The organism is Pseudomonas sp. OE 28.3 (assembly GCF_014268205.2).
GTDB lineage: Bacteria > Pseudomonadota > Gammaproteobacteria > Pseudomonadales > Pseudomonadaceae > Aquipseudomonas > Aquipseudomonas edaphica.
Genome location: NZ_CP077082.1, coordinates 1,422,401 through 1,444,806, shown reverse-complemented (window position 1 = coordinate 1,444,806; position 22,406 = coordinate 1,422,401). Strand labels below are relative to the sequence as shown.

Genomic DNA, 22,406 nt, shown 5'->3' with positions numbered 1-22,406 from the left:
CCCTGACTAAATGGGGATCAAAATGTGGGAGCTGGCTTGCCTGCGATGGCGGCCAGCCCGACAACTCATCAGTGACTGATGCACCGCTATCGCAGGCAAGCCAGCTCCCACATTGGCTCCTCGGTGTTCTTTAGAGTGTGGGCTTGGCTCTGCGGGCCTTGAAGAATTCACTCAGTACCGTGCCGCATTCCTCGGCCAACACCCCGCCTTCATACAGCACCCGATGGTTGAGAAAGCCCTGGGTAAAAAACTGCCCCTGGCTTTGCACAATCCCGGCCTTGGGCTCCAGCGCGCCGTACACCACCCGCGCGATACGCGAATGCACAATCAAACCAGCGCACATGCTGCACGGCTCCAGCGTCACGTACAGCGTGCTGCCCACCAGCCGGTAGTTGCTGATCGTCTGCGCAGCGGCGCGAATGGCGACCATCTCGGCATGGGCGCTGGGGTCGTTGCCGCTGATCGGGCAGTTAAAGCCACGGCCGATGATTTCACCGCCTTGCACCAGCACCGCGCCCACGGGCACTTCGCCAAGTGCCGCGCCCTGGGCGGCAAGGGCCAGGGCTTCGCGCATGAAGTGCTGGTCGCGGCTGCGGTCGATAATCGCTGCGGGGCGAATCTGGCGCATCACGCCACCTCGATGGCGGCCATCAGGCCGGTTTCCATATGGTCGATCACGTGGCAGTGAAACATCCACACGCCTGGGTTATCGGCCACCAACGCCACGCGCGCACGCTCGTTCTTGCCCAGCAGGTAGGTGTCGGTGAAATACGGAATCACCTTGTGGCGGTTCGAGGCGATCACCTTGAAGCTCATGCCGTGCAGGTGAATCGGGTGCTGGTACTGGGTCATGTTCTTCAATTCAAAAATGTAGCTCTTGCCCTTCTCAAGCCTGGCAATCGGGCGGTCGGCGCAGGTCTTGTCGGTGATGTCCCAGGCCTTGCCGTTGATCTGCCACAGGCTCGGCGGTTTGCCGTCATCCACCGACACGCTGCCGACCCACTCGAAATTGAAGTTGAGTTTCTCGGCATTGGCCAGGTCCGGCTCGGCAATCGGGTTGGCGGGCAGTGCTGGCGGCCATTCGCTCGGCGCGTCGGTATTGGCGACTGAACGGAAAGTGCCGAGACGCACCGGGCCGTTACGGATCGACAGCTCTTCACCCGCCGGTGGCGCCTTGATCGCCAGGCAAATGCGCATGCCCGGGCCCAGCCAGTATTCTTTGCCCAACGGGCGCGGCTCGATGGGGTTGCCATCCAGTGCGTAGATCTGCGCTTCAACGTCGGGGATGTTGAGGCGATACGTCAGGGTGTTGTCGAGGTTGAGCAAGCGCACGCGGGTGATCTGCCCGGCAGGCAGATCGATCACCGCCTGGGGCACGCCATTGATGGTCGACAACCGCCCGGCCGTGCCACCACGCGCCGCTTCACGGGGCACGCTGAAGGCGACAAAAGCGCCCTCTTCGTCCACGTGCCAGCTTTTCAGGCTCAAGGTGCATTCGTGTTTGAAACCGGTGGGCTCGCGCTCTTCGACAATCAGCGGGCCGACCAGGCCACGGCCGAGTTCTTCGCTGCTGTTCACATGGGGGTGATACCAGTAGCTGCCGGCATCGGGCACGCGGAATTTGTAGTCGAAATATTCACCGGGCAGTACCGGCAGTTGCGAGACGTAGGGCACGCCGTCCATTTCCAGCGGCAGGCGGATGCCGTGCCAGTGAATGGTGGTGGCGACCGGCAGGTGGTTGATAAAACGTACCCGCAGCCACTCGCCTTGGCGCACACGCAACTCGGTGCCTGGCGCCGAGGGGCCGAACGCCCAGGCTTCGGTCTTGTGGCCGGGCACCAGTTCCACGTCCAACGGTGCGGCAATCAGCTCGTAATCGTGGCCCGCGTTGGCCTCGGCGACTTTCCCCAGCCAGTAGCGATAGGCGCCACCGGCACCGACGCCCACGACGGCCAGGCCTGCCAGGCCACCCAGGATTTGTCGACGGGAAAAGGATCGGGACACAACAACCTCACGTATCTGCCGCAGGCCAGAGGCCCGCAAAGGGCAGATACGATACACCTGCATCGGCTAAACAGTAAGGCTTCGCATTGCCGCATGGCGAAAACGCCGATGAAGACTCTGAAGATTTCCTGTAGGAGCTGGCTTGTGTGGGAGCCGGGCTTGCCCGCGATACAGGCGCCTCGGTTTTTCAGTTTTACCGAGGTGATGCTATCGCAGGCAAGCCAGCTCCCACACAAGCCCGCTCCACAGGAGATTTCCAGTGTCTGATCAGTGCTTGGCAGCCGCCAGAATCAGGGCTTTCATTTCGGCAACCGCGCCTTTGAAACCGACGAACAGCGCATGCGCCACCAGCGCATGGCCGATGTTCAGCTCGTTGATGCCCTTGATTGCGGCCACGGCTTCGACGTTGTGGTAGTGCAAGCCATGGCCGGCGTTGACGATCAGGCCTTCGTTGAGGCCGCACTTGACGCCGTCGATGATGCGCTGCAGTTCCTCAGCCACTTCGGTGGGCGTGGTGGCATCGGCGTAACGGCCGGTGTGCAGTTCGATCGCCGGCGCGCCGACGCGACGCGACGCTTCGATCTGGCGCTCGTCGGCGTCGATGAACAGTGACACTTCGCTGCCGATCTTCGACAGGCGCTCCACCGCCGCCTTGATCCGTGCTTCCTGGCCGGCCACGTCGAGGCCGCCTTCGGTGGTGAGTTCCTGGCGGGTTTCCGGCACCAGGCAGATATGCGCCGGGCGGATGCGCTCGGCGAACGCCATCATTTCTTCGGTGACGCCCATCTCGAAGTTCATGCGGGTTTGCAGCACGTCCTTGAGCACCAGTACATCGCGCTCCTGGATGTGGCGGCGGTCTTCGCGCAGGTGCACGGTGATGCCGTCGGCGCCCGCTTCTTCGGCGTCCAGCGCGGCCTTGACCGGGTCGGGGTAACGGGTGCCCCGGGCCTGGCGCAGGGTGGCGACGTGGTCGATGTTGACGCCAAGAAGAATGCGATTGCTGGTGGTCACGGAAGCGCTCCTGAAAAGGGAAAGAAACGCTGCACAGCATACACGGGCTTGTCAGGGCTTTCGAAACAACTCGCGACTGACCAGCGGGCGCCCGCCCAAATGCACGGCCAGCGCCTGGCGCATCAGGCGCTTGGCGGCGGACAAGGCACCAGGGGCTGTCCAGTCCGCTTCGCTCATGGCCAACAGCTCGGTGCCCTGGAACAGGCCCGGTTGCAGCAGGTATACGCGCTCAAGGCCGGCGTCGACTTGCAGGCGGTACATACCGTCGGCGGCGATGGGGTCGCCGTGCAGGTCGTTGCTCAGTTCGAAGCCGTAGCCCAAGTCATCGAGCAGGCGCCATTCGAAGGCGCGCAGCAGCGGCTCCAGCGGGCGACCTTCGGCCAGGGCCACCAGCGTGGCAGCGTAGTGATCGAAGACGGCGGGGTGCGGGTCTTCGGCGGGCAGCAGGCGAATCAGCAGCTCGTTAAGGTAAAGCCCGCTGAACAGCGCTTCGCCATTGAGCCAGGCCGAGGTGCCGACGCTTTCCAGGCGGCCGACGTTTTTCAGCTCGCCCTTGCCACGAAACTCCACGTCCAGCGCCACAAACGGCCGTGCCAACGTACCCGCTTTGCCCCGCGCACTGCGCAACACCGCGCGCAAGCGGCCTTGGGGCGTGAGGAAATCCACCAAAGCGCTGGTCTCGCGGTAGGCGCGGCTGTGCAGGACGTAGGCGAGTTGGCTGGGGGGTGGGGTTTGGGACATGAGACGGGGAATCTCTAAAGAAGGAGAGCGCTTTTGTGGCGAGGGAGCTTGCTCCCGCTGGGCTGCGAAGCAGCCCCTATACCAGCCATAGAGTTACGTCAGGTAAAACGCGCCGACCTTGTTGGGGCCGCTTCGCGGCCCAGCGGGAGCAAGCTCCCTCGCCACAACAAGCCCACCCGCCATCAGGCGGAGGGTTACAGGTCGCCGTAGCCCAGGGAACGCAGCGCGCGCTCATCATCGGACCAACCACCTTTAACCTTCACCCACAGGTTAAGCATGATCTTGGAATCAAACAGCAATTCCATATCCTTGCGCGCTTCGGTGCCGATGCGTTTGATGCGCTCGCCCTTGTCGCCAATGATGATTTTTTTCTGGCCGTCGCGTTCGACGAGGATCAACGCGTGGATATGCAGGGTTTTGCCCTGCTGCTTGAACTCTTCGATTTCGACGGTGATCTGGTACGGCAGCTCGGCGCCCATCTGGCGCATGATTTTCTCGCGTACCAGTTCGGCGGCCAGGAAACGGCTGCTGCGGTCGGTGATCTGGTCTTCCGGGAAGAAGTGCTCGTTCTCCGGCAGGTGCTCGGCGATCACACGTTCCAGAGCGTCGAGGTTGTGGCCGTGCTGGGCCGAGATCGGGATGATCTGGGCGTTCGGCAGTTGCTCCTGCAGCCAGCTGAGGTGCGGCATCAGCTCAGCCTTGTCTTCGATACGGTCGGTCTTGTTCAGCGCGACGATCAACGGGCCAGTGACGTACTGCACGCGCTCCAGAACCATTTGGTCTTCGTCGGTCCACTTGGTGCGGTCGACCACGAAGATCACCACGTTGACGTCTTTCAACGCCGCCGAAGCGGTTTTGTTCATGTAGCGGTTCAGCGCCTTCTCGCCACCTTTGTGCATGCCTGGGGTGTCGACGTAGACCGCTTGCACATTGCCTTCGGTCTTGATGCCCAGCATGTTGTGGCGGGTGGTCTGCGGCTTGCGCGAGGTGATCGCCAGCTTCTGGCCGAGGATGTGGTTCAGCAGCGTGGACTTGCCCACGTTCGGGCGGCCGACGATGGCAACATAGCCACAGCGTGTTGCGGTTGAATCAGTCATGGCCATTCTCCACGCCCAGGGCAATCAGTGCTGCAGCGGCCGCTACCTGTTCGGCAATACGACGGCTCACACCCTGACCTCGGCTTTTTTCATTCAATAAGGTGATTTCACATTCCACGAAGAACACGCGGCAATGGGGTTCACCCTGGATATCCACCACTTCGTAGCGTGGCAGTTCGCAACCACGCGACTGCAGGTATTCCTGCAGGCGGGTCTTGGGATCTTTGTTGGTGTCGACCAGCGTCAGGCTCTCGATCTCCGACGCCAGCCAGGCGACTACGCGCTCCTTGGCGGTCTCCATGCCTGCATCCAGGTAGATCGCACCGATCAACGCTTCGAGGGCATCGGCCAGGATCGACTCGCGGCGAAAGCCACCGCTTTTCAGCTCGCCGGACCCCAGGCGCAGGTACTCACCCAGGCCGAAACCACGGGCCAGCACGGCCAGGGTCTCGCCTTTTACCAGGCGTGCACGCAGGCGTGACAGCTGGCCCTCGCGCGCTTGCGGGAAACGCTCGAACAGCGCCTCACCGGCGGCAAAGTTGAGGATGGCATCACCGAGGAATTCCAGGCGCTCGTTATTGCGCCCTGCAAAGCTGCGGTGTGTGAGGGCAAGGACCATCAATTCCTGGTCCTTGAAGGTGTAGCCGAGCTGGCGCTCGAGACGGCTTAGAGAAACGCTCACGGTTTACCCATTTCTGTTTGGTGGCACCGGCGGCCATCGACGATTGACGCAGTGTTCAAATTCAAATCCTGATTGGTACAGCAAGGAGTTGGGCCAATAATTGTCCCAACCCCAGAAAAGCATTCGGCGCTGTGTTCACAGCGCCGCCTGTATTACTTGATCAGCCCGACCCGCGAGAAGTTCGGCAGGTGGCTGAGCTTGGGTTCCGGCCAGCTCATCCAGACCGCAAAGGCCTTGCCGACAATGTTCTCGTCGGGAACCATGCCCAGCAGGTCCTTGGGGATATTAGGGTCATCCCAATACCGGCTGTCGTTGGAGTTGTCACGGTTGTCGCCCATCATGAAGTAGTGCCCGGCAGGCACTTTCCATTCGGTGTCGGGCGGCGAGCGGTAGCGGCTCATTTCCTTGCGGATCTGGTGCTCTACTGCGCCGAGTTTTTCCTGATACAGCTCAGCGCTGCCCAGGGTGTTCGGCTCGGTGCCGATCAACTTCTCGGCTACCGACTCACCATTGACGAACAGGCGCTTGTCGCTGGTGTAGCGAATCACGTCGCCCGGCAGGCCCACGACACGCTTGATGTAGTTGACGTTCGGGTCGCTTGGGTAGCGAAACACCATCACATCGCCGCGCTGCGGGTCACCGACCGGGATGACTTTCTTGTCGAGCACCGGCAGGCGGATCCCGTAGGAGAACTTGTTCACCAGGATGAAGTCGCCCACGTCCAGGGTAGGTTTCATCGACCCCGAAGGGATCTGAAACGGCTCCACCAGGAACGAACGCAGCACCAGCACGATGAACAACACCGGGAAGAACGACTTGCCGTATTCAACCAGCAAAGGCTCTTTGTTCAGTTTCTCGATTGCCACCGCATCGGGCTGGCTGACGCTGCCCTGATACGAGGCGATCGCCGCCCGCCGACGCGGGGCGAAGAACACCAGATCGAGCAACGCCAGGAGACCGCAAACGGCAACGGCGATGACCAGCAACAGCGGGAAATTTAGTGACATAGGACCTAACTATCCAACCTGAGCACTGCAAGGAAGGCTTCTTGTGGAATTTCCACGTTGCCCACTTGCTTCATGCGTTTCTTACCGGCCTTTTGCTTCTCAAGCAGCTTGCGCTTACGGCTTACGTCACCGCCGTAGCATTTGGCCAGTACGTTCTTTCTGAGTGCCTTGACGGAGGTCCGTGCAATGATCTGCCCGCCAATGGCGGCCTGGATCGCGACATCGAACATCTGGCGCGGAATCAGTTCTTTCATCTTTTCGGTCAACTGGCGACCTTTGTAGTGCGCGTTGTCCTTGTGCACGATCAGCGCCAGTGCATCCACCTTGTCGCCGTTGATCAGCACATCCAGTTTCACCAGATTAGCCGATTGGTAACGGTCGAAATGGTAATCCAGCGAAGCATAGCCGCGACTGGTGGATTTGAGACGGTCGAAGAAGTCCAGAACCACTTCGTTCATCGGCAAATCGTAGGTCACTTGCACCTGGGTACCGAGGAACAACATGTCGTGCTGCACGCCACGTTTTTCGATACACAGGGTAATAACGTTGCCCAAGTGCTCTTGCGGAACCAGGATATTGGCCCGCACGATCGGCTCGCGCATGTCTTCGATGGAGGACAGATCCGGAAGCTTGGACGGGTTGTCGACGTAAATCGTTTCACCGGTTTTCAGCGCCAGCTCAAAAATAACCGTCGGCGCCGTGGTGATCAGGTCCAGGTCGTATTCGCGCTCGAGGCGCTCCTGGATGATCTCCATGTGCAGCATGCCCAGGAAACCGCAGCGGAAGCCGAAGCCCAGGGCATCGGAGCTTTCCGGGGTGTACTGCAACGACGAGTCGTTGAGGGTCAGCTTCTGCAGCGCTTCGCGGAAGTCTTCGAAGTCGTCGGAGCTGACCGGGAACAGGCCGGCGTAAACCTGCGGCTGGATGCGTTTGAAGCCCGGCAGCACGTCGACGTCAGGGGTGGAGCTCAAGGTCAGGGTGTCACCCACTGGCGCACCGTGAATGTCCTTGATACCGGCGATGATGAAGCCCACTTCACCGGCTTTGAGGTCGGTGGTGGCGGTGTGTTTCGGGTTGAATACACCGACGCTGTCCACCAGGTGGATCTTGCCGGTGGATTTGACCAGGATCTTGTCGCCCTTCTTCACACGGCCGTGGCGCACGCGTACCAGGGAAACAACGCCCAGGTAGTTGTCGAACCAGGAGTCGATGATCAACGCTTGCAGCGGATCTTCGTAGTTACCGGTAGGCGCAGGAATGGTCTTGACCAGGCGCTCGAGCACTTCGTCAACGCCCAGGCCGGTCTTGGCGCTGCACTCGACGGCGTCGGTGGCGTCAATGCCGATGATTTTTTCGATTTCTTCTTTAACGCGGTCAGGATCGGCCTGGGGCAGGTCGATCTTGTTCAGTACCGGCATGACCTCAAGGCCCTGCTCGATCGCGGTGTAGCAGTTGGCCACGGACTGGGCTTCAACACCCTGGCCGGCATCGACCACCAGCAAGGCACCTTCACAGGCGGCCAGCGAACGGCTGACTTCGTAGGTGAAGTCAACGTGGCCAGGGGTGTCAATGAAGTTCAGCTGGTACTTGATACCGTCTTTTGCGGTGTAGTACAGGGTAACGCTGTGGGCCTTGATGGTGATGCCGCGCTCGCGCTCGAGGTCCATGGAGTCCAGGACCTGGGCTTCCATTTCACGCTCGGCAAGGCCGCCGCACATCTGGATGAATCGATCGGCCAGCGTCGACTTACCATGGTCAATGTGGGCGATGATGGAGAAATTGCGGATATGACTCAAATCACTCACGGATCAACACTCAAAAAGGCTGCAGGCAGATTGCCCGCTGAAAAATAGCCGGGAATTGTACCTGATGCTCGGGCCGGGCGTCATCTTTGCTGACCAGAACAAAAATGCCCCGGTCATATGAGCGGGGCATTTTTTGTGCATAAGCGCGGTATCAACCGGCCCGGCGCAACAGCCAGAACCCGGCCACGGCGCAGACCGCCGTCGGTACCAGCACCGCAAACAGCGGCGAGAAACCGAATACCAGGCTCGATGGGCCAAGCAGGTCCTGGGCGATGCGGAAGGTAAAGCCCACCAGCACGCCGGTAAACACACGCTGGCCAAGCGTTACCGAACGCAGCGGGCCGAAGATGAACGAAATAGCCATCAGCACCAACGCGGCGGTGACCAGCGGCTGCAACACCTTGACCCAAAATGCCAACCAGTAACGGCCATTGTTCAGGCCCTGATCCTTGAGGTAGTGGATGTAACTCCACAAACCGGAGATCGGCAGGCTTTCCGGGATCATGACCACGGTATTGAGCAGTTCCGGCTTCAGGGCAATGTCCCACTGTTCAGACGGCACATTGATCACTTCGGTGTAGGCCTTGATGCCCTGCCCCACATTACGGAAATACGTCGTGGTGACATCGTACAGCTCCCATTTCCCCTCGTCGTACTGCGCACGCTTGGAGAAACTGGAGGTCAGCATATGCCGCTCTTTGTCGAACGTATAACGCGTCACACCCACCAGCAAACCGCCCGGTTGCACGGCGTTGATGTGAATAAACTCATCACCCTGGCGGTGCCACAGGCCGTGCTTGGCGCTCTGCGCATCCCCCGAACCCTGGGCCAGGGCTCGATTGGCCTGTGCCGTGGCTTCGGTCGGTGGTGCTACGTACTCGCCGATCAGCACACTGCACGCCATCAGCAACAGCATGGGTTTCATGACGGCCCAGACGATGCGGCCGATGGAAACGCCCGCCGCTCGCATAATGGTCAATTCGCTGCTGCTGGCCAGGCTGCCCAGGCCGATCAGGCAGCCGATCAGCGCCGCCATCGGCATCATGTCGTAGAGGCGACGCGGTGCGGTCAGCGCCACGTAGCTCAATACGTGGGTGACGGTATAGGTGTCGGTGACGTTGCCCACTTCATCAATAAAGGCAAACAGGCACGCCAGCCCAAGGATGATGCCCAATACCGCCAGGATGGCGATCAGTACGCTGCTACCAATGTAGCGGTCGAGCTTAGCCACGAGCCAACTCCTTCAGGCCACGACGGCTCTTCATTTTCAAACGGATAGGTTCCCAGTAGAGCAGCCCCAGGCCGATCACCAGGAAGATCCCGTGCACCCACCACAGGCCCAGGGTTGGCGACAGCTTGCCCTTCTCCAGGGAGCCACGGGCGGAAATCAGGATGGTCAGGTAAGCCATGTACAAAAGGATCGCCGGCAACAGCTTGAGGAAGCGGCCCTGGCGCGGGTTGACGCGCGACAGCGGCACCGCCATCAACGTCACGATGAACACCAGCAGCGGCAGGGAGAGTCGCCATTGCAGCTCGGCAACGGAGCGCAGCTCGGGATTACCGATCAGCGATAGCGTCGGCAGTGCATCGCGGTCGGTGACCTCTTCACTGATGTCAGGCTTGGCCAGCATTACGCCATAAGTGTCGTATTTGACCGCCCGGTATTCCGCCAGCCCAGGGCTGCCGTCGTAGCGGTAGCCATTTTCCAGGATCAGGTAGCGGTTACCGTCAGGGCGTATTTCCTGGCGCCCGCTGTTGGCTACCAGAATCGAAATACCGCGGTCCTTCTGGTTCAGGCCGAGGTTTTTCTGCGAGATGAACACACCGCCAAGGTTAGAGCGGTCGTCGGTCATGGTTTCGGTATAGGTGACCCGCGTGCCGTCGTTGAGCGCCTGGAAGCGCCCGGGCTCCAGGGTATCGAACTCGGTCATCGCGTCCTGCTTGTTCAGCAGCAGTTGGAACTGCATGGCGCCCTGGGGCGCCAGGCTCATGCTCAACCAGGCCACCACCAGCGCAACGCCGGTGGCCGGCACCATGGTCATGGCCAGCAGACGCTGCTGGCTCATGCCGGTGGCCGAAAGCACGGTCATTTCACTTTCAAGGTAAAGCCGGCCATAGGCCAGCAGGATGCCGAGAAACAGGCCAAGCGGCAGGATCAGCTGCAAAAAACCCGGCAGGCGAAAGCCCATGATCAGGAACAACGAGCCCGGATCCAGGGCGCCCGAGGCCGCCTGGGCGAGGAATTTGACGAAACGACCACTCATGGTGATGACCAGCAATACCGCACTCACGGCACTCAGGGTCAACAGGACTTCGCGGGACAGATAACGGAAGACGATCAAACCAGACACTCCAGGGTTGTCAGGCTAAGGCGGCCAAACAAGCAAGCATACCGAGTCGACCCACATGCACGGGCCGGCTAAAAAGATTGCGCATTATCCTGTGATTGACCGCGCCTGTCACGGTGCTTGCTCATACGCGCGCACAAAGCGTGCTGCAAGGGTTGTCAGGCTGCTCTGGCGAGGTTCAAACTGCGGCCTTTGTCGCGGGCGGTTTACAAAGCTGCCAAGCATCAAAGCCTGCGTACAGACGCCAGGCTCACAGACCTTAAATAAGGGACCCGAAAATGGAATTGGTTGTAAAAAGCGTTAGCCCCGAAACGTTGAAAACCGCCACCCTCGTGGTCGCCGTCGGCGAAGGGCGCAAGCTCGGCGCCGCCGCCAAGCAACTGGACGAACTGAGCGGCGGCGCCATCAGCGCGGTCCTCAAGCGCGGCGACCTGGCCGGCAAAGTCGGCCAAAGCCTGCTGCTGCAAAGCCTGCCCAACCTCAAAGCCGACCGTGTATTGCTGGTGGGCGTGGGCAAGGACGCCGAACTGGGCGACCGCCCGTTCCGCAAGATCATCAGCGGTATCCTCACCACTCTTAAAGGCCTGGGCGGCACCGATGCGGCGCTGGCCCTCGATGAAATCGTAGTAAAAGGCCGCGACAGCTACGGCAAGACCCGCCTGCTGGCCGAAAGCCTGGTGGACGGCGGTTACGTCTTCGACCAGTTCAAGAGCCAGAAGGCCGAACCGCGCGCCATCAAGAAAATCACCCTGCTGACCATCAAGGCCGCCCAGGCTGAAGTCGAGCGCGCCGTCACCCACGCCACCGCCATCGCCAACGGCATGTCGTTTACCCGTGACCTGGGCAACCTGCCGCCGAACATCTGCCACCCAACCTACCTCGGCGAACAAGCCAAGGCGCTGGGCAAGGAGTTCAAGGGCCTGAAGGTTGAAGTGCTGGACGAGAAGAAGATCAAGGAACTGGGCATGGGCTCGTTCTATGCCGTGGGCCAGGGCAGCGACCAGCCGCCACGCCTGATCGTGATGCAATACAACGGCGGCAAGAAGTCCGAGAAGCCTTACGCGCTGGTCGGCAAAGGCATCACCTTCGACACCGGCGGCATCAGCCTCAAGCCGGGCGCCGGCATGGACGAAATGAAATACGACATGGGCGGTGCCGCCAGCGTGTTCGGCACCCTGCGTGCCGTGCTGGAACTCAAGCTGCCGATCAACCTGGTGTGCATCCTGGCCTGCGCCGAGAACATGCCGAGCGGTGGTGCTGCACGCCCGGGTGACATCGTCACCACCATGAGCGGCCAGACTGTCGAGATCCTCAACACCGACGCCGAAGGCCGTCTGGTGCTGTGCGACGCCCTCACCTACGCCGAACGCTTCAAGCCACAGGCCGTGATCGACATTGCCACCCTGACCGGTGCCTGCGTGGTCGCCCTGGGCGCTCACACCTCGGGCCTGCTGGGTAACAACGACGAGTTGATCGAGCAACTGCTCAGCGCCGGCAAGGCTGCCGACGACCGCGCCTGGCAACTGCCGCTGTTCGACGAGTACCAGGAACAACTGGACAGCCCGTTCGCCGATATCGCCAACATCGGCGGCCCTAAAGCTGGCACCATCACCGCCGCCTGCTTCCTGTCGCGCTTCGCCAAGAACTTCAACTGGGCGCACCTGGACATCGCCGGCACGGCCTGGACCAGCGGCGGCAAGGACAAGGGCGCCAGTGGCCGTCCGGTTCCTCTGTTGACCCAGTACCTGCTGGATCGCGCCAAAGCCTGAAACTGAAGATTCCGGGGCGGCCTTCACGGCGCCCCGGTCTCAGGAACCGCAATGACCCAAGTCGACTTCTATATATTGCCCAGCGCCGATCCCTCTGCGCGCCTGGACTTTGCCTGCAAACTTACCGAAAAAGCCTGGCGCATGGGCCACCGCATCTACCTGCATTGCAGCGATGCCGCTCAGCGTGAAGACCTTGACGCCCGCCTGTGGCGCTTCAAGGGCGAAAGCTTCGTGCCCCACGGCCCCGCCGAGTCCGAACCCGAAGGCCTGATTGTGCTGGGTTTGGGCGACAACTGCGGCGATCACCAAGACCTGCTGGTGAACCTCGACCTGAAAGTACCGGCCTTTGCCAAGGCTTTTGCCCGCGTGGCGGAAGTGGTGGTCGAAGACCCGGCTATTCGTCAGGCCGCGCGGGAGAGTTTCCGTTTCTACCGCGAACAGGGCTATCCTCTGCAAGATCACCGGCTACAACGACTTTGAGCACACGATGGACACTCCAAACCCGCTAAAAAAAGACGACCACTTGCTGGACGACCTGGAGTCGATCCGTCAATTGCTCGGTGATGATGAGTTGCAACCGCCGCTGCTGACCGAATCGGTCGAGGGCGAGGTACAGATTCCGCTGTTGTTCGACATGGTCGGTGGCAAACCTGCCGCACCTGAACCTGTCACACCAGCCCCCACTGCAGAACCGGCACCTGCCGCCGAAAAAGCGCCCGACGCGTTGCTGCTGCACCTGGACAATGAACTGCGTGCCGCCGCGCAACTGATCATGCAGGATGTGATCGACGATTTTGCGCCGCATATTGAAGCCGAGATCAAACGGCGAATGGATGCGCGCATGGAGCGGTTGCTCAGCCAATACCAGTCCTGAGCCTTACTTAGATCCCTGTGGGAGCTGGCTTGCCTGCGATGGCGGTTTCTCAGTCGAACCCTTTGGTGACTGCCACACCGCCATCGCAGGCAAGCCAGCTCCCACATTTGCTCAACATACATCTCTAGCCCGTCTTCGCCTCGCCCTGCGCCTTATCCCCCGTTATACTTGTCGGCTTTCCTGAATTAATGCCAACTAGGGTCCCGCCGCGCATGGATAAGACCTACCAGCCGCACGCCATTGAAACTTCCTGGTACAACACCTGGGAGTCCGAGAATTACTTCGCCCCACAAGGTGCCGGCGAGTCCTACACCATCATGATTCCGCCACCGAACGTCACTGGCAGCCTGCACATGGGCCATGGCTTCAACAATGCGATCATGGATGCGTTGATCCGTTTCCGCCGCATGCAGGGCCGTAATACCCTGTGGCAACCGGGTACTGACCACGCCGGTATCGCCACACAGATGCTGGTGGAACGCCAGCTCGAAGCCACCGGCCAAAACCGTCACGACCTGGGTCGCGAAAAATTCCTGGAGAAGATCTGGGAGTGGAAAGACCAGTCCGGCGGCAACATCAGCCGTCAGATCCGTCGCCTCGGTTCGTCTGTGGACTGGAGCCGCGAGCGCTTCACCATGGACGATGGTCTGTCGGAATCGGTGAAAGAAGCCTTCGTGCGCCTGCATGAAGACGGCCTGATCTACCGCGGCAAGCGCCTGGTCAACTGGGACACCAAGTTGCACACGGCAATTTCCGACCTCGAAGTGGAAAACCACGACGAGAAAGGTTTCCTGTGGAACCTCAAGTACCCGCTGGCCGATGGCGCCAAGACCGCTGAAGGCAACGACTACCTGATCGTCGCCACTACCCGTCCGGAAACCATGCTCGGCGACGCCGCCGTGGCGGTTAACCCGAACGATGAACGCTACCAGGCGCTGATCGGCAAGTTTGTCGAGCTGCCATTGGTTGGCCGTCGTATCCCGATCATCGCGGACGACTACTGCGACCCTGAATTCGGCACCGGCTGCGTGAAAATCACCCCGGCCCACGATTTCAACGACTATGAAGTCGGCAAGCGCCACAACCTGCCGTTGCTGAACATCTTCGACAAGAACGCCGCCGTACTGCCGGCCTGCCAGGTGTTCAACCTGGACGGCACGCTGAACGAGAGCATCGACGGCAAGATCCCGGCCGAATACGCCGGCCTCGACCGTTTCGAAGCGCGCAAGCAGATCGTGGCGGCCTTTGACGCTGCCGGTCTGCTGGTAAGCGTTGACGACCACGGCCTCAAAGTGCCGAAGGGCGACCGTTCCGGCACCATCATCGAGCCGTGGCTGACCGACCAGTGGTACGTGTCCACCAAACCGCTGGCCGAGCCTGCGATTGCTGCCGTGGAAGACGGCCGCATCCAGTTCGTGCCTAAACAGTACGAAAACATGTACTTCTCGTGGATGCGCGATATCCAGGATTGGTGCATCAGCCGTCAACTGTGGTGGGGCCATCGCATTCCGGCCTGGTACGACGAGTCGGGCAAGGTGTACGTAGGCCGCGACGAAGCCGAAGTGCGTGCCAAGCACAACCTCGGCGCGGACATCGCCCTGCAACAGGACAACGACGTACTCGACACCTGGTTCAGCTCGGGCCTGTGGACCTTCTCGACCCTGGGCTGGCCGCAACAGACTGAGTTCCTGAAGAAATTCCACTCCACCGACGTGCTGGTTACCGGCTTCGATATCATTTTCTTCTGGGTTGCCCGGATGATCATGCTCACCATGCACTTGGTAAAGAACGAAGACGGCACGCCGCAGGTGCCGTTCAAGACCGTGTACGTACACGGCCTGGTGCGTGATGGCCAGGGCCAGAAGATGTCCAAGTCCAAGGGCAACGTCCTGGACCCGCTGGACATCATCGACGGCATCGACCTGGAAACCCTGGTGCAGAAACGCACCTCGGGCCTGATGCAGCCAAAACTGGCCAAAAAGATCGAGAAGCAGACCCGCGACGAGTTCGCCGACGGCATTGCCAGCTACGGCACCGACGCCCTGCGTTTCACGTTCTGCTCGCTGGCGTCCACCGGTCGCGACATCAAGTTCGACATGGGCCGCGTCGAAGGCTATCGCAACTTCTGCAACAAGATCTGGAACGCTGCACGTTACGTGCTGGATAAAGGCGAAGACTGCGGCCAGAACGGCGAAGCCGTCGAACTGAGCCTGGCTGATCGCTGGATCATCTCGCAGCTGCAGCGCACCGAAGCCGAAGTGACTCGCCAGCTCGACCAGTTCCGTTTCGACCTCGCCGCCCAGGCCTTGTACGAGTTCATCTGGAACCAGTATTGCGACTGGTACCTGGAACTGTCCAAGCCGGTACTGTGGGACGAAAACTCGCCGATCGAACGCCAGCGCGGCACCCGCCGCACCCTGGTGCGCGTACTCGAAGTGGCGCTGCGTCTGGCGCACCCGTTCATGCCGTTCATCACCGAAGAGATCTGGCAGCGCATCGCGCCGCTGGCCGGTATCGAAGGCAAGACCATCATGCTGCAACCTTGGCCGGTGGCCAATGAAGCGCGCATCGATGAAGCGGCCGAAAGTGATATCGAATGGCTCAAGACCCTGATGATGGGCACGCGTAACATCCGTGCCGAAATGAACATCGGGCCGGGCAAGCCGTTGGCGGTGTTTGTGAAGAACGCCAGCAGCGAAGATCAGCGTCGCCTCACCGAGAACGATGCGCTGCTCAAGAAGCTGGCGAAGCTGGAGTCGATCACTGTATTGGCGGCTGGCGAAGATGCGCCGCTGTCTGCGACCGCATTGGTTGGCGAGATGGAAGTGCTGGTGCCGATGGCAGGTTTGATCGACAAAGGCGCGGAACTGGCGCGTCTTGATAAGGAGATCGCACGCCTGCAGGGTGAAGTGCAGCGAGTGGGCGGCAAGCTGTCCAACGCGGCGTTCGTCGACAAGGCGCCGGCTGAGGTCATCGACAAAGAACGCGCCAAGTTGGCCGAAGCGGAACAGGCTTTGGGCAAGCTGGCCGAGCAACATGCGCGGATTTCCAGCCTGTAAGCTGGAAACTGTGTGAAAAAAGAGACCTTCGGGTCTCTTTTTTTTGCTCTTTGTGGGAGCTGACTTGCCTGCGGTGCAGCCGACTCGGTGTAACCGCCAGACCGAGCTGATGCCATCGCAGGCAAGCCAGCTCCCACATTTGAACGAGTTGGCCTCAGGATGTGTGACAATGCCCACCACTTTGAGCCAACACCAGAATCAACATGACCGCCCCCAGCACACCCAAACCACCGCGCAAGAAGCCTAAAACCGCAGCCCCGGCCAAGCCCGTCGCGCCGCGCAAAGAGGCTACCTTGCACCCGCGCAACCGCCACACAGGCCGTTACGACTTCCCGGCGCTGATCAAGACCACGCCGGAACTGGCGAAATTCGTGATCATTAACCCGTATGGCAAAGAGAGCATCGACTTCGCCAGCCCGGACGCGGTGCGGGTGTTTAACCGGGCACTGCTTAAATCGTTCTATGGCATCCAGCATTGGGATATCCCGCAGGATTACCTCTGCCCGCCAGTGCCGGGGCGTGCCGACTACGTGCACTTCCTCGCCGACCTGCTGGCCAGCGTCAACGACGGCAAGATTCCGCGCGGCTCTATCGTCAAGGTGCTGGACATCGGCATGGGCGCCAACTGCGTCTACCCGCTGATCGGCTATATGGAGTACCGCTGGAATTTCCTCGGCTCCGAGGTCGACCCAATCGCTGTGGCCGCCGCCAAGGCCATCGTGCAGTCCAATGACCTGAGCAAGGTCATCCAGTTGCGCCAGCAACCCAACCCCAAGCAGATCCTGCTGGGCCTGCTGGAGCCGGGTGAGCGCTTTGACCTGACCATGTGCAACCCGCCCTTCCACGCGTCCATGGACGAAGCCACCAAGGGCAGCGAGCGCAAATGGCGCGCCCTGGGCAAGGCCGATCCCAAGCGCAAGCTGCCGGTGCTGAACTTCGGCGGTCAATCGGCGGAGCTGTGGTGTGAAGGCGGCGAAGCGCGTTTTGTGACGCAGCTGATCGCCGAGAGCGCGCATTTTGCCCACAAGGTGCTGTGGTTCAGCACGCTGGTGTCAAAAGCGTCGAACTTGCCCGCGATCGAGACAGCCCTGAAAAAAGCCGGCGTGCTGGAAAGCCAGGTGGTGGAAATGTCACAGGGGCAGAAGCAAAGCCGTTTTGTGGCCTGGACCTTCCAGACCAAGAACGAGCAGCAGATCTGGCGCCAGCGCTGGGTTCGCGACTGAATCACTGTGGCGAGGGAGCAAGCTCCCTCGCCACACAAAGCACATCACAAATCGCAGGCAACAAAAAACCGTGCCCGGATCGCTCCGAGGCACGGTTTTTTTTGCTGCGTCTTACTTGTTAACAGCGTCGGTCAGGCCTTTGGCCACAACCAGCTTGATAACTTTCTTGGCAGCGATTTCGATGGCAGCGCCAGTCGAAGGGTTACGGCCAGTACGGGCTGGACGCTCGGTCACTTTCAGTTTGCCAACGCCTGGCAGAGTGATTTCGCCGCCGTTTTCCAGCTGATCAGCAACAACTTGGCTCAGTTGGTCCAGCAGAGCGCGCACGGTGGTTTTCGGTGCGTCTACTGCTTCAGCCAGGTCAGCGATCAGTTGGTCTTTAGTAATAGCCATTGTGGTGTTCCTTCCCTATCAAATTCATATGGATTGCAGAGTGCAGTGTCAGCCGTCGAGCCCGACCGTCATGGCCTGGCACCCCAGGCCTACAACCACGGAGATCGGGGTTATAGATGCTTGAAACGGGGATTGGTTCGACCTGACAGATGCTGAATGCACGCTTAACGCCGAGACTTGGCGTAAGACGGGGCAAAACTAGCACAGAGACGGGGAAATATCCGCCTCAACATACCCATTTGGTCAGCTTTATCGCTCTAAACCGTGAAAAAAAGGCATATGGGCCGTCGGAGGTTGTCCAAAACCGCCTTGCAGGCGCGTCTTGGCCAACGGGTGCGGTACACTGGGCGACTTTTTGGGGAGGCCCACCGCTCCCCTTCAACCAGCCGAGAAGCCTATGCCGATCCGTCATTGCATTGTTCACCTGATCGACAAAAAACCCGACGGCACACCTGCAGTTCTGCATGCCCGCGATTCGGAGCTGTCCGAATCGGCCGCCATTGAGAACATGCTGGCCGACCTCAACGAGAGCTACAACGCCAAACAAGGCAAGGCCTGGGGTTTCTTCCATGCCGAGTCCGGCGCGCACCCGTTCAGCGGCTGGTTGAAGGAATATTTCGACGGTGGTCAGGATTTCACCACCTTCAGCCGCACGGCGGTCGAGCACCTGCAAAAGCTGATGGAGGAGTCCAACCTCTCCACCGGCGGCCACGTGCTGTTTGCCCACTATCAACAAGGCATGACCGACTACCTGGCCATCGCCCTGCTGCACCACAGTGAAGGCGTGGCGGTGACCGATGAGCTCGACGTGACCCCGTCGCGCCACCTGGACTTGGGCCAGCTGCACCTGGCGGCGCGCATCAACGTCTCCGAGTGGCAGAACAACAAGCAGTCCAAACAGTACATTTCGTTTATCAAAGGCAAGAACGGCAAAAAGGTTTCGGAGTACTTCCGCGACTTTATCGGCTGCCAGGAGGGCGTCGACGGCCCGGGCGAGACCCGCACCCTGCTCAAGGCCTTCAGCGACTTTGTTGAAAGCGAAGACCTGCCGGACGAATCCGCCCGCGAAAAGACCAAAACCCTGGTGGACTACGCCAGCAGCCAGGCCAAGCTCGGCGAGCCGATGGGCCTGGAAGAGCTGTCGGGCTTGATCGATGAAGATCGGCCAAAAGCGTTCTACGACCATATCCGCAACAAGGACTACGGCCTGTCGCCGGAAATTCCGGCCGACAAGCGCACGCTCAACCAGTTCCGCCGCTTCACCGGCCGCGCCGAAGGCTTGTCCATCAGCTTTGAGGCGCACCTGCTGGGTGACAAGATCGAATACGACGAAGCCGCCGGCACCTTGATCATCAAGGGCCTGCCGACCCAACTGACCGACCAGCTCAAGCGCCGCAACTGATGTTCGGCGGGGTGCTCAAGAAAGTCCTGTTGGTGTTGCTGGTGGTGGTAGTCATCCAGAACTGGGGCAAGATCGAGCGGCTGTTCAACCCCTCACAGGTGGTTTCGGAGCAGGTACGCGCCTCGGCGCGCGTGGTGCTCTACGCCACCGAGTGGTGCGGCTACTGCAAGCAGATCCGGCGCTTTCTGGACCAGAAAGGGGTGCCGTACCAGGCGTTCGATATCGAGAAGGATGCCCAGGCGCGCAAGGCGTATGAGGCGCTGGGCGGCGGCGGGATTCCGTTTGTGGAGGTGAATGGCACGCTCATTCGCGACTACAACCCGGAAGCGATCATGGCCGCCTTGAAGTAACCCCACCGTTGCAGCATCCCGCTTGTGTGGGACCTGGTTTGTAGGAGAGCTGGCTTTTGTGGGAGCTGGCTTGCCTGCGATAGCATCAGCGCGCAGTAACCGACAGACCGAGTTGCCTGCATCGCAGGCAAGCCAGCTCCCACAAAAAACCAGCTCCCACATAAGCGAGCTCCCACATTCAGTTCTGCAGCGTCTTTAGAAGTTGGCTTCCAGCGACACCATCGCCGTGCGCTCTTCACCGACGTTGTAATACGCCGTACTTGGCGCCAGGCCGTTTACCGGCGCCGAGTTAAACGACACGGTACGCGCCGAGCTCAGGTATTCCTTGTCGAAGACGTTAAGCATCGACAGCCGCAGGGTCGCGGATTTGATGACTTTCTTGTCCACCGGCAAATAGATACCCGCGTTGAGGTCGACCACGGTACGCCCGGAGATTTTTTCGTCGTTGGTCAAATCGCCGTAGAAACTGCCGACGTATTTGCCGGCAACGTTGCCGTAGAAGCGCGAGTCGTCGTAGCCAAACACCAGGTTGAACATGTTTTCCGGCACGTTGGCCAGCTGCTTGCCGGCGGTGGGCAACAACACGTTCTTGCTGAGCAGATTGTCTTTCTGTTCAGACTGGGTGTAGGTGTAGGACGCGTAGTAGTTGAAGTGATGCGGCAACAGCCCGCTCCACTCCAGCTCCAGGCCTTTGTTGTCGACTTTGCCGACGTTGATTACGGCGTAGTCGCCGTTGAGGTCGGTGGTCGACAACTGGCGGTCCTTGAAGCTGATGTAGAACAGCGTCGCGCTCAGCGCCACATCGTCTTCGGTGAAGCGCCAGCCCAGTTCCTGGTTCCAGCTCAACTCAGGCTTGAGGCTTACCGAATCGCCTTTGTTGTACAGCACGTAGTTCGGCGGTGTGCGCATGTTGCGGGTGACGTTGTAGAACGCCTGGTTGCTCTCGTCGATCTGGTACTTGGCGCTGAAGTTCGGCAGGAACTGGTGGTAACGGGTGTTACGCTTTTCCGGTTTGTCGTAGAGGCTGCCCAGGTTGTTGCCGTCACGCTCGACGTACTGATAGGCCACGCCGCCGACAAAACTCAGGTCTGGCGTGGCTTGCCAGCTGTCCTGCACCCAGAGCTTCTGCGCCGGCGTGACGGTGTAGTAATGACGGCCTTGTACCGTCGCACCGTTCTTGTCGACTACTTGGCCGCCGCCGTTGTAGTCGCCCCACACGTCATCGGGTGCGCCTTCGCCGTTGATGCCGATAAACGGCTGGCTCTGGCGCTGGCGTGCGCGCTCATACCAGTAGCCGTAGTCCAGGCTGTGTTCTTCGTTGATGTCCCATTTCATTTTGGCGGTAACGCCTGGGCGCCAGGTTTCGGTCCACGAAGGGCGGTAGTAGTTGAGCGATTTGAGATTGCTCAGGTCGTAGTTGCCAGCCTTGTCGGACTTCGGCCCCAGGTTCGATGCGGTCTGGCCGCTGAAACTGCCACCGTTGGCCCAGTAGTAATAGGGCGTGACCGTCAGCGCCAGGTTGTCCTGCAACTGCCAGCGCTGGGTGAGCGTGGCGTTGACGCTTTCGAAGGGGTTGCGATTGAGCTTGTAGGAAGACGACAGCAAACCGGATTTGTACACCGGGGTTTCCGAGTAGTCCTTGCGCCGCCCATCCGTGTCGAACTGCGACTTGCTCAAGGAGTTGTAGTTGTAGTTTTCCTGGTTGTTGTACTTGATCGTGGCCAGTGTGGAGTTGCCGCTGCCGTCTTCGAACAGGCTGCTCCACTCGACCTTGTCGCTGCGCAGGGTGCCTTTGCCACGCCACTTGTCGCCTTCCAGGTGCGACGCCGACACCCAGGTCTTGAGGCCGCCGAAATCACCGGTATTGACCCGCACGAAGGTCTTGCGCAAGTCATTGGCACCGACGATCTGCTTGGCAAACAAACCGGCTTCTTTGGTCGGACGGATGGTGATCATGCCGATGTTGCCGCCGCTGGAACCGATGTGCGGGCCGTCAGCTTCCGAAGATCCCTGTGTCGCGAATACTTCCGCAAGGTTTTCCGGGTCGCCCAATTGGTTGGAGTAGACGCTGTAGTTGCCCGAATCGTTGATCGGCACACCGTCGACGGAAACCCCGATCTGGTCGGAGTTCATGCCGCGCATGGTGAAGTTGGTGCCGCTGGTGCCACTGGCGTCATCACTGGAAACGTTGATGCCCGGCGTGTATTTGAGCTTGTCGATGGCGTTGGCAGTCGACGACATCTGGTCCATGGCTTCCTTGGTCACCGTCGACCGCGCCTTGGCACTTTCTTCGCGGATCATATGGCCGTTGCCCAGGGTCTGTTTGCCAGCGATGTCCACCGAGCCAACGTCCTGCGTGGTGTCTGCCAAAACCAATGGCGCAAAGCTACCTAGGCCCGATGCAAACAGCAGGGCAGAGAGTGTGTTGATCTTCACAAGTAGATCCCTTACGTGCATCTATCTGTTGTTATGGAGGGCGGTACTGGCTGTCAGAACCGGGTGAACGGCGACGCCAGCCTTCCTGACCATCTGCTCAGGAATCCGAGGATCATCCTTGGCGCGTGTAACGGTTTGGTGACAGGTTTTGGCAATTGCGATGAAGGTTAAGTGAAGGATCTACAGGCAGCGTGATACTTGGCCG

Annotated in this window: 19 protein-coding genes; 7 read left to right on the top strand and 12 right to left on the bottom strand. The window is 60.2% G+C overall.

Annotation, left to right across the window (positions count from 1 at the left end; translation table 11 throughout):
- Positions 1 to 130 precede the first annotated feature (130 nt).
- From tadA to lptF, 10 genes are all read right to left on the bottom strand, one after another.
- On the bottom strand, positions 131 to 628 hold the full coding sequence (gene tadA, locus HU759_RS06405) for a tRNA adenosine(34) deaminase TadA (protein ID WP_177032809.1): 498 nt from the start codon (positions 626 to 628) through the stop codon (positions 131 to 133).
- The gene (locus HU759_RS06400) at positions 628 to 2,004 is read right to left on the bottom strand and encodes a multicopper oxidase family protein (protein ID WP_170036334.1); all 1,377 of its coding nucleotides are present in this window, start codon (positions 2,002 to 2,004) and stop codon (positions 628 to 630) included. Before HU759_RS06400 ends, tadA begins: the two co-directional genes overlap by 1 nt.
- Positions 2,005 to 2,271: 267 nt before the next feature.
- Positions 2,272 to 3,015 carry a pyridoxine 5'-phosphate synthase gene (gene pdxJ / locus HU759_RS06395; RefSeq protein WP_017136297.1) on the bottom strand — a complete coding sequence of 248 codons (744 nt, stop codon included), beginning with the start codon at positions 3,013 to 3,015 and terminating at the stop codon, positions 2,272 to 2,274.
- 51 nt (positions 3,016 to 3,066) lie between these two features.
- The gene (gene recO / locus HU759_RS06390) at positions 3,067 to 3,756 is read right to left on the bottom strand and encodes a DNA repair protein RecO (RefSeq protein WP_017136296.1); all 690 of its coding nucleotides are present in this window, start codon (positions 3,754 to 3,756) and stop codon (positions 3,067 to 3,069) included.
- A gap of 194 nt (positions 3,757 to 3,950) precedes the next feature.
- Positions 3,951 to 4,853: a GTPase Era gene (gene era / locus HU759_RS06385; protein ID WP_186616784.1), complete on the bottom strand. Its 903-nt coding sequence runs from the start codon at positions 4,851 to 4,853 to the stop codon at positions 3,951 to 3,953.
- On the bottom strand, positions 4,846 to 5,535 hold the full coding sequence (gene rnc / locus HU759_RS06380) for a ribonuclease III (RefSeq protein ID WP_017136295.1): 690 nt from the start codon (positions 5,533 to 5,535) through the stop codon (positions 4,846 to 4,848). The genes era and rnc overlap by 8 nt, the downstream gene beginning before the upstream one ends.
- Positions 5,536 to 5,687: 152 nt before the next feature.
- Positions 5,688 to 6,542 carry a signal peptidase I gene (lepB, locus tag HU759_RS06375; RefSeq protein WP_017136294.1) on the bottom strand — a complete coding sequence of 285 codons (855 nt, stop codon included), beginning with the start codon at positions 6,540 to 6,542 and terminating at the stop codon, positions 5,688 to 5,690.
- Positions 6,543 to 6,547: 5 nt separating this feature from the next.
- Positions 6,548 to 8,347: a translation elongation factor 4 gene (lepA, locus tag HU759_RS06370; RefSeq protein WP_003210439.1), complete on the bottom strand. Its 1,800-nt coding sequence runs from the start codon at positions 8,345 to 8,347 to the stop codon at positions 6,548 to 6,550.
- A 151-nt stretch (positions 8,348 to 8,498) separates the two neighbouring features.
- Complete coding sequence (gene lptG / locus HU759_RS06365; RefSeq protein WP_017136293.1) at positions 8,499 to 9,578, bottom strand: LPS export ABC transporter permease LptG; 1,080 nt, start codon at positions 9,576 to 9,578, stop codon at positions 8,499 to 8,501.
- Positions 9,571 to 10,689, bottom strand: coding sequence for an LPS export ABC transporter permease LptF (gene lptF, locus HU759_RS06360; RefSeq protein ID WP_017136292.1), 1,119 nt, complete (start codon positions 10,687 to 10,689; stop codon positions 9,571 to 9,573). The genes lptG and lptF overlap by 8 nt, the downstream gene beginning before the upstream one ends.
- A gap of 284 nt (positions 10,690 to 10,973) precedes the next feature.
- Between lptF and HU759_RS06355 the strand changes: the two genes are divergently transcribed.
- From HU759_RS06355 to rlmF, 5 genes are all read left to right on the top strand, one after another.
- Positions 10,974 to 12,464, top strand: coding sequence for a leucyl aminopeptidase (locus HU759_RS06355; RefSeq protein WP_017136291.1), 1,491 nt, complete (start codon positions 10,974 to 10,976; stop codon positions 12,462 to 12,464).
- A gap of 51 nt (positions 12,465 to 12,515) precedes the next feature.
- Entirely contained in the window at positions 12,516 to 12,944 is a 429-nt protein-coding gene (locus HU759_RS06350) for a DNA polymerase III subunit chi (RefSeq protein WP_017136290.1), read from the top strand.
- 7 nt (positions 12,945 to 12,951) lie between these two features.
- The gene (locus HU759_RS06345) at positions 12,952 to 13,338 is read left to right on the top strand and encodes a hypothetical protein (RefSeq protein WP_017136289.1); all 387 of its coding nucleotides are present in this window, start codon (positions 12,952 to 12,954) and stop codon (positions 13,336 to 13,338) included.
- A gap of 212 nt (positions 13,339 to 13,550) precedes the next feature.
- A complete protein-coding gene (locus HU759_RS06340) occupies positions 13,551 to 16,397 on the top strand; it encodes a valine--tRNA ligase (RefSeq protein WP_017135153.1) in 2,847 nt (948 codons plus the stop codon).
- A 203-nt stretch (positions 16,398 to 16,600) separates the two neighbouring features.
- Positions 16,601 to 17,620 (top strand): 23S rRNA (adenine(1618)-N(6))-methyltransferase RlmF, encoded by a 1,020-nt coding sequence (rlmF, locus tag HU759_RS06335; RefSeq protein WP_069551850.1) that lies wholly within the window; start codon positions 16,601 to 16,603, stop codon positions 17,618 to 17,620.
- 111 nt (positions 17,621 to 17,731) lie between these two features.
- Here the strand turns inward: rlmF and HU759_RS06330 are convergent, their stop codons facing one another.
- The gene (locus tag HU759_RS06330) at positions 17,732 to 18,013 is read right to left on the bottom strand and encodes an HU family DNA-binding protein (protein WP_003188840.1); all 282 of its coding nucleotides are present in this window, start codon (positions 18,011 to 18,013) and stop codon (positions 17,732 to 17,734) included.
- A 397-nt stretch (positions 18,014 to 18,410) separates the two neighbouring features.
- Between HU759_RS06330 and yejK the strand changes: the two genes are divergently transcribed.
- Both yejK and HU759_RS06320 read left to right on the top strand, forming a co-directional pair.
- Positions 18,411 to 19,415, top strand: coding sequence for a nucleoid-associated protein YejK (gene yejK, locus HU759_RS06325; RefSeq protein ID WP_003171997.1), 1,005 nt, complete (start codon positions 18,411 to 18,413; stop codon positions 19,413 to 19,415).
- Positions 19,415 to 19,765 carry a glutaredoxin family protein gene (locus HU759_RS06320; protein WP_186616783.1) on the top strand — a complete coding sequence of 117 codons (351 nt, stop codon included), beginning with the start codon at positions 19,415 to 19,417 and terminating at the stop codon, positions 19,763 to 19,765. Before yejK ends, HU759_RS06320 begins: the two co-directional genes overlap by 1 nt.
- 195 nt (positions 19,766 to 19,960) lie before the next feature.
- On the opposite strand, the gene HU759_RS06315 is transcribed toward HU759_RS06320, so the two are convergent.
- Entirely contained in the window at positions 19,961 to 22,201 is a 2,241-nt protein-coding gene (locus HU759_RS06315) for a TonB-dependent receptor (protein ID WP_186616782.1), read from the bottom strand.
- Positions 22,202 to 22,406 lie beyond the last annotated feature (205 nt).

Coding starts and splice junctions, on each gene's coding strand:
- HU759_RS06330 (WP_003188840.1), bottom strand. CDS start 18,013: ATGGCTATTACTAAAGACCAACTGATCGCTGACCTGGCTGAAGCAGTA.
- lepB (WP_017136294.1), bottom strand. CDS start 6,542: ATGTCACTAAATTTCCCGCTGTTGCTGGTCATCGCCGTTGCCGTTTGC.
- HU759_RS06340 (WP_017135153.1), top strand. CDS start 13,551: ATGGATAAGACCTACCAGCCGCACGCCATTGAAACTTCCTGGTACAAC.
- HU759_RS06320 (WP_186616783.1), top strand. CDS start 19,415: ATGTTCGGCGGGGTGCTCAAGAAAGTCCTGTTGGTGTTGCTGGTGGTG.
- rlmF (WP_069551850.1), top strand. CDS start 16,601: ATGACCGCCCCCAGCACACCCAAACCACCGCGCAAGAAGCCTAAAACC.
- yejK (WP_003171997.1), top strand. CDS start 18,411: ATGCCGATCCGTCATTGCATTGTTCACCTGATCGACAAAAAACCCGAC.
- HU759_RS06345 (WP_017136289.1), top strand. CDS start 12,952: ATGGACACTCCAAACCCGCTAAAAAAAGACGACCACTTGCTGGACGAC.
- recO (WP_017136296.1), bottom strand. CDS start 3,756: ATGTCCCAAACCCCACCCCCCAGCCAACTCGCCTACGTCCTGCACAGC.
- tadA (WP_177032809.1), bottom strand. CDS start 628: ATGCGCCAGATTCGCCCCGCAGCGATTATCGACCGCAGCCGCGACCAG.
- HU759_RS06355 (WP_017136291.1), top strand. CDS start 10,974: ATGGAATTGGTTGTAAAAAGCGTTAGCCCCGAAACGTTGAAAACCGCC.
- HU759_RS06350 (WP_017136290.1), top strand. CDS start 12,516: ATGACCCAAGTCGACTTCTATATATTGCCCAGCGCCGATCCCTCTGCG.
- era (WP_186616784.1), bottom strand. CDS start 4,853: ATGACTGATTCAACCGCAACACGCTGTGGCTATGTTGCCATCGTCGGC.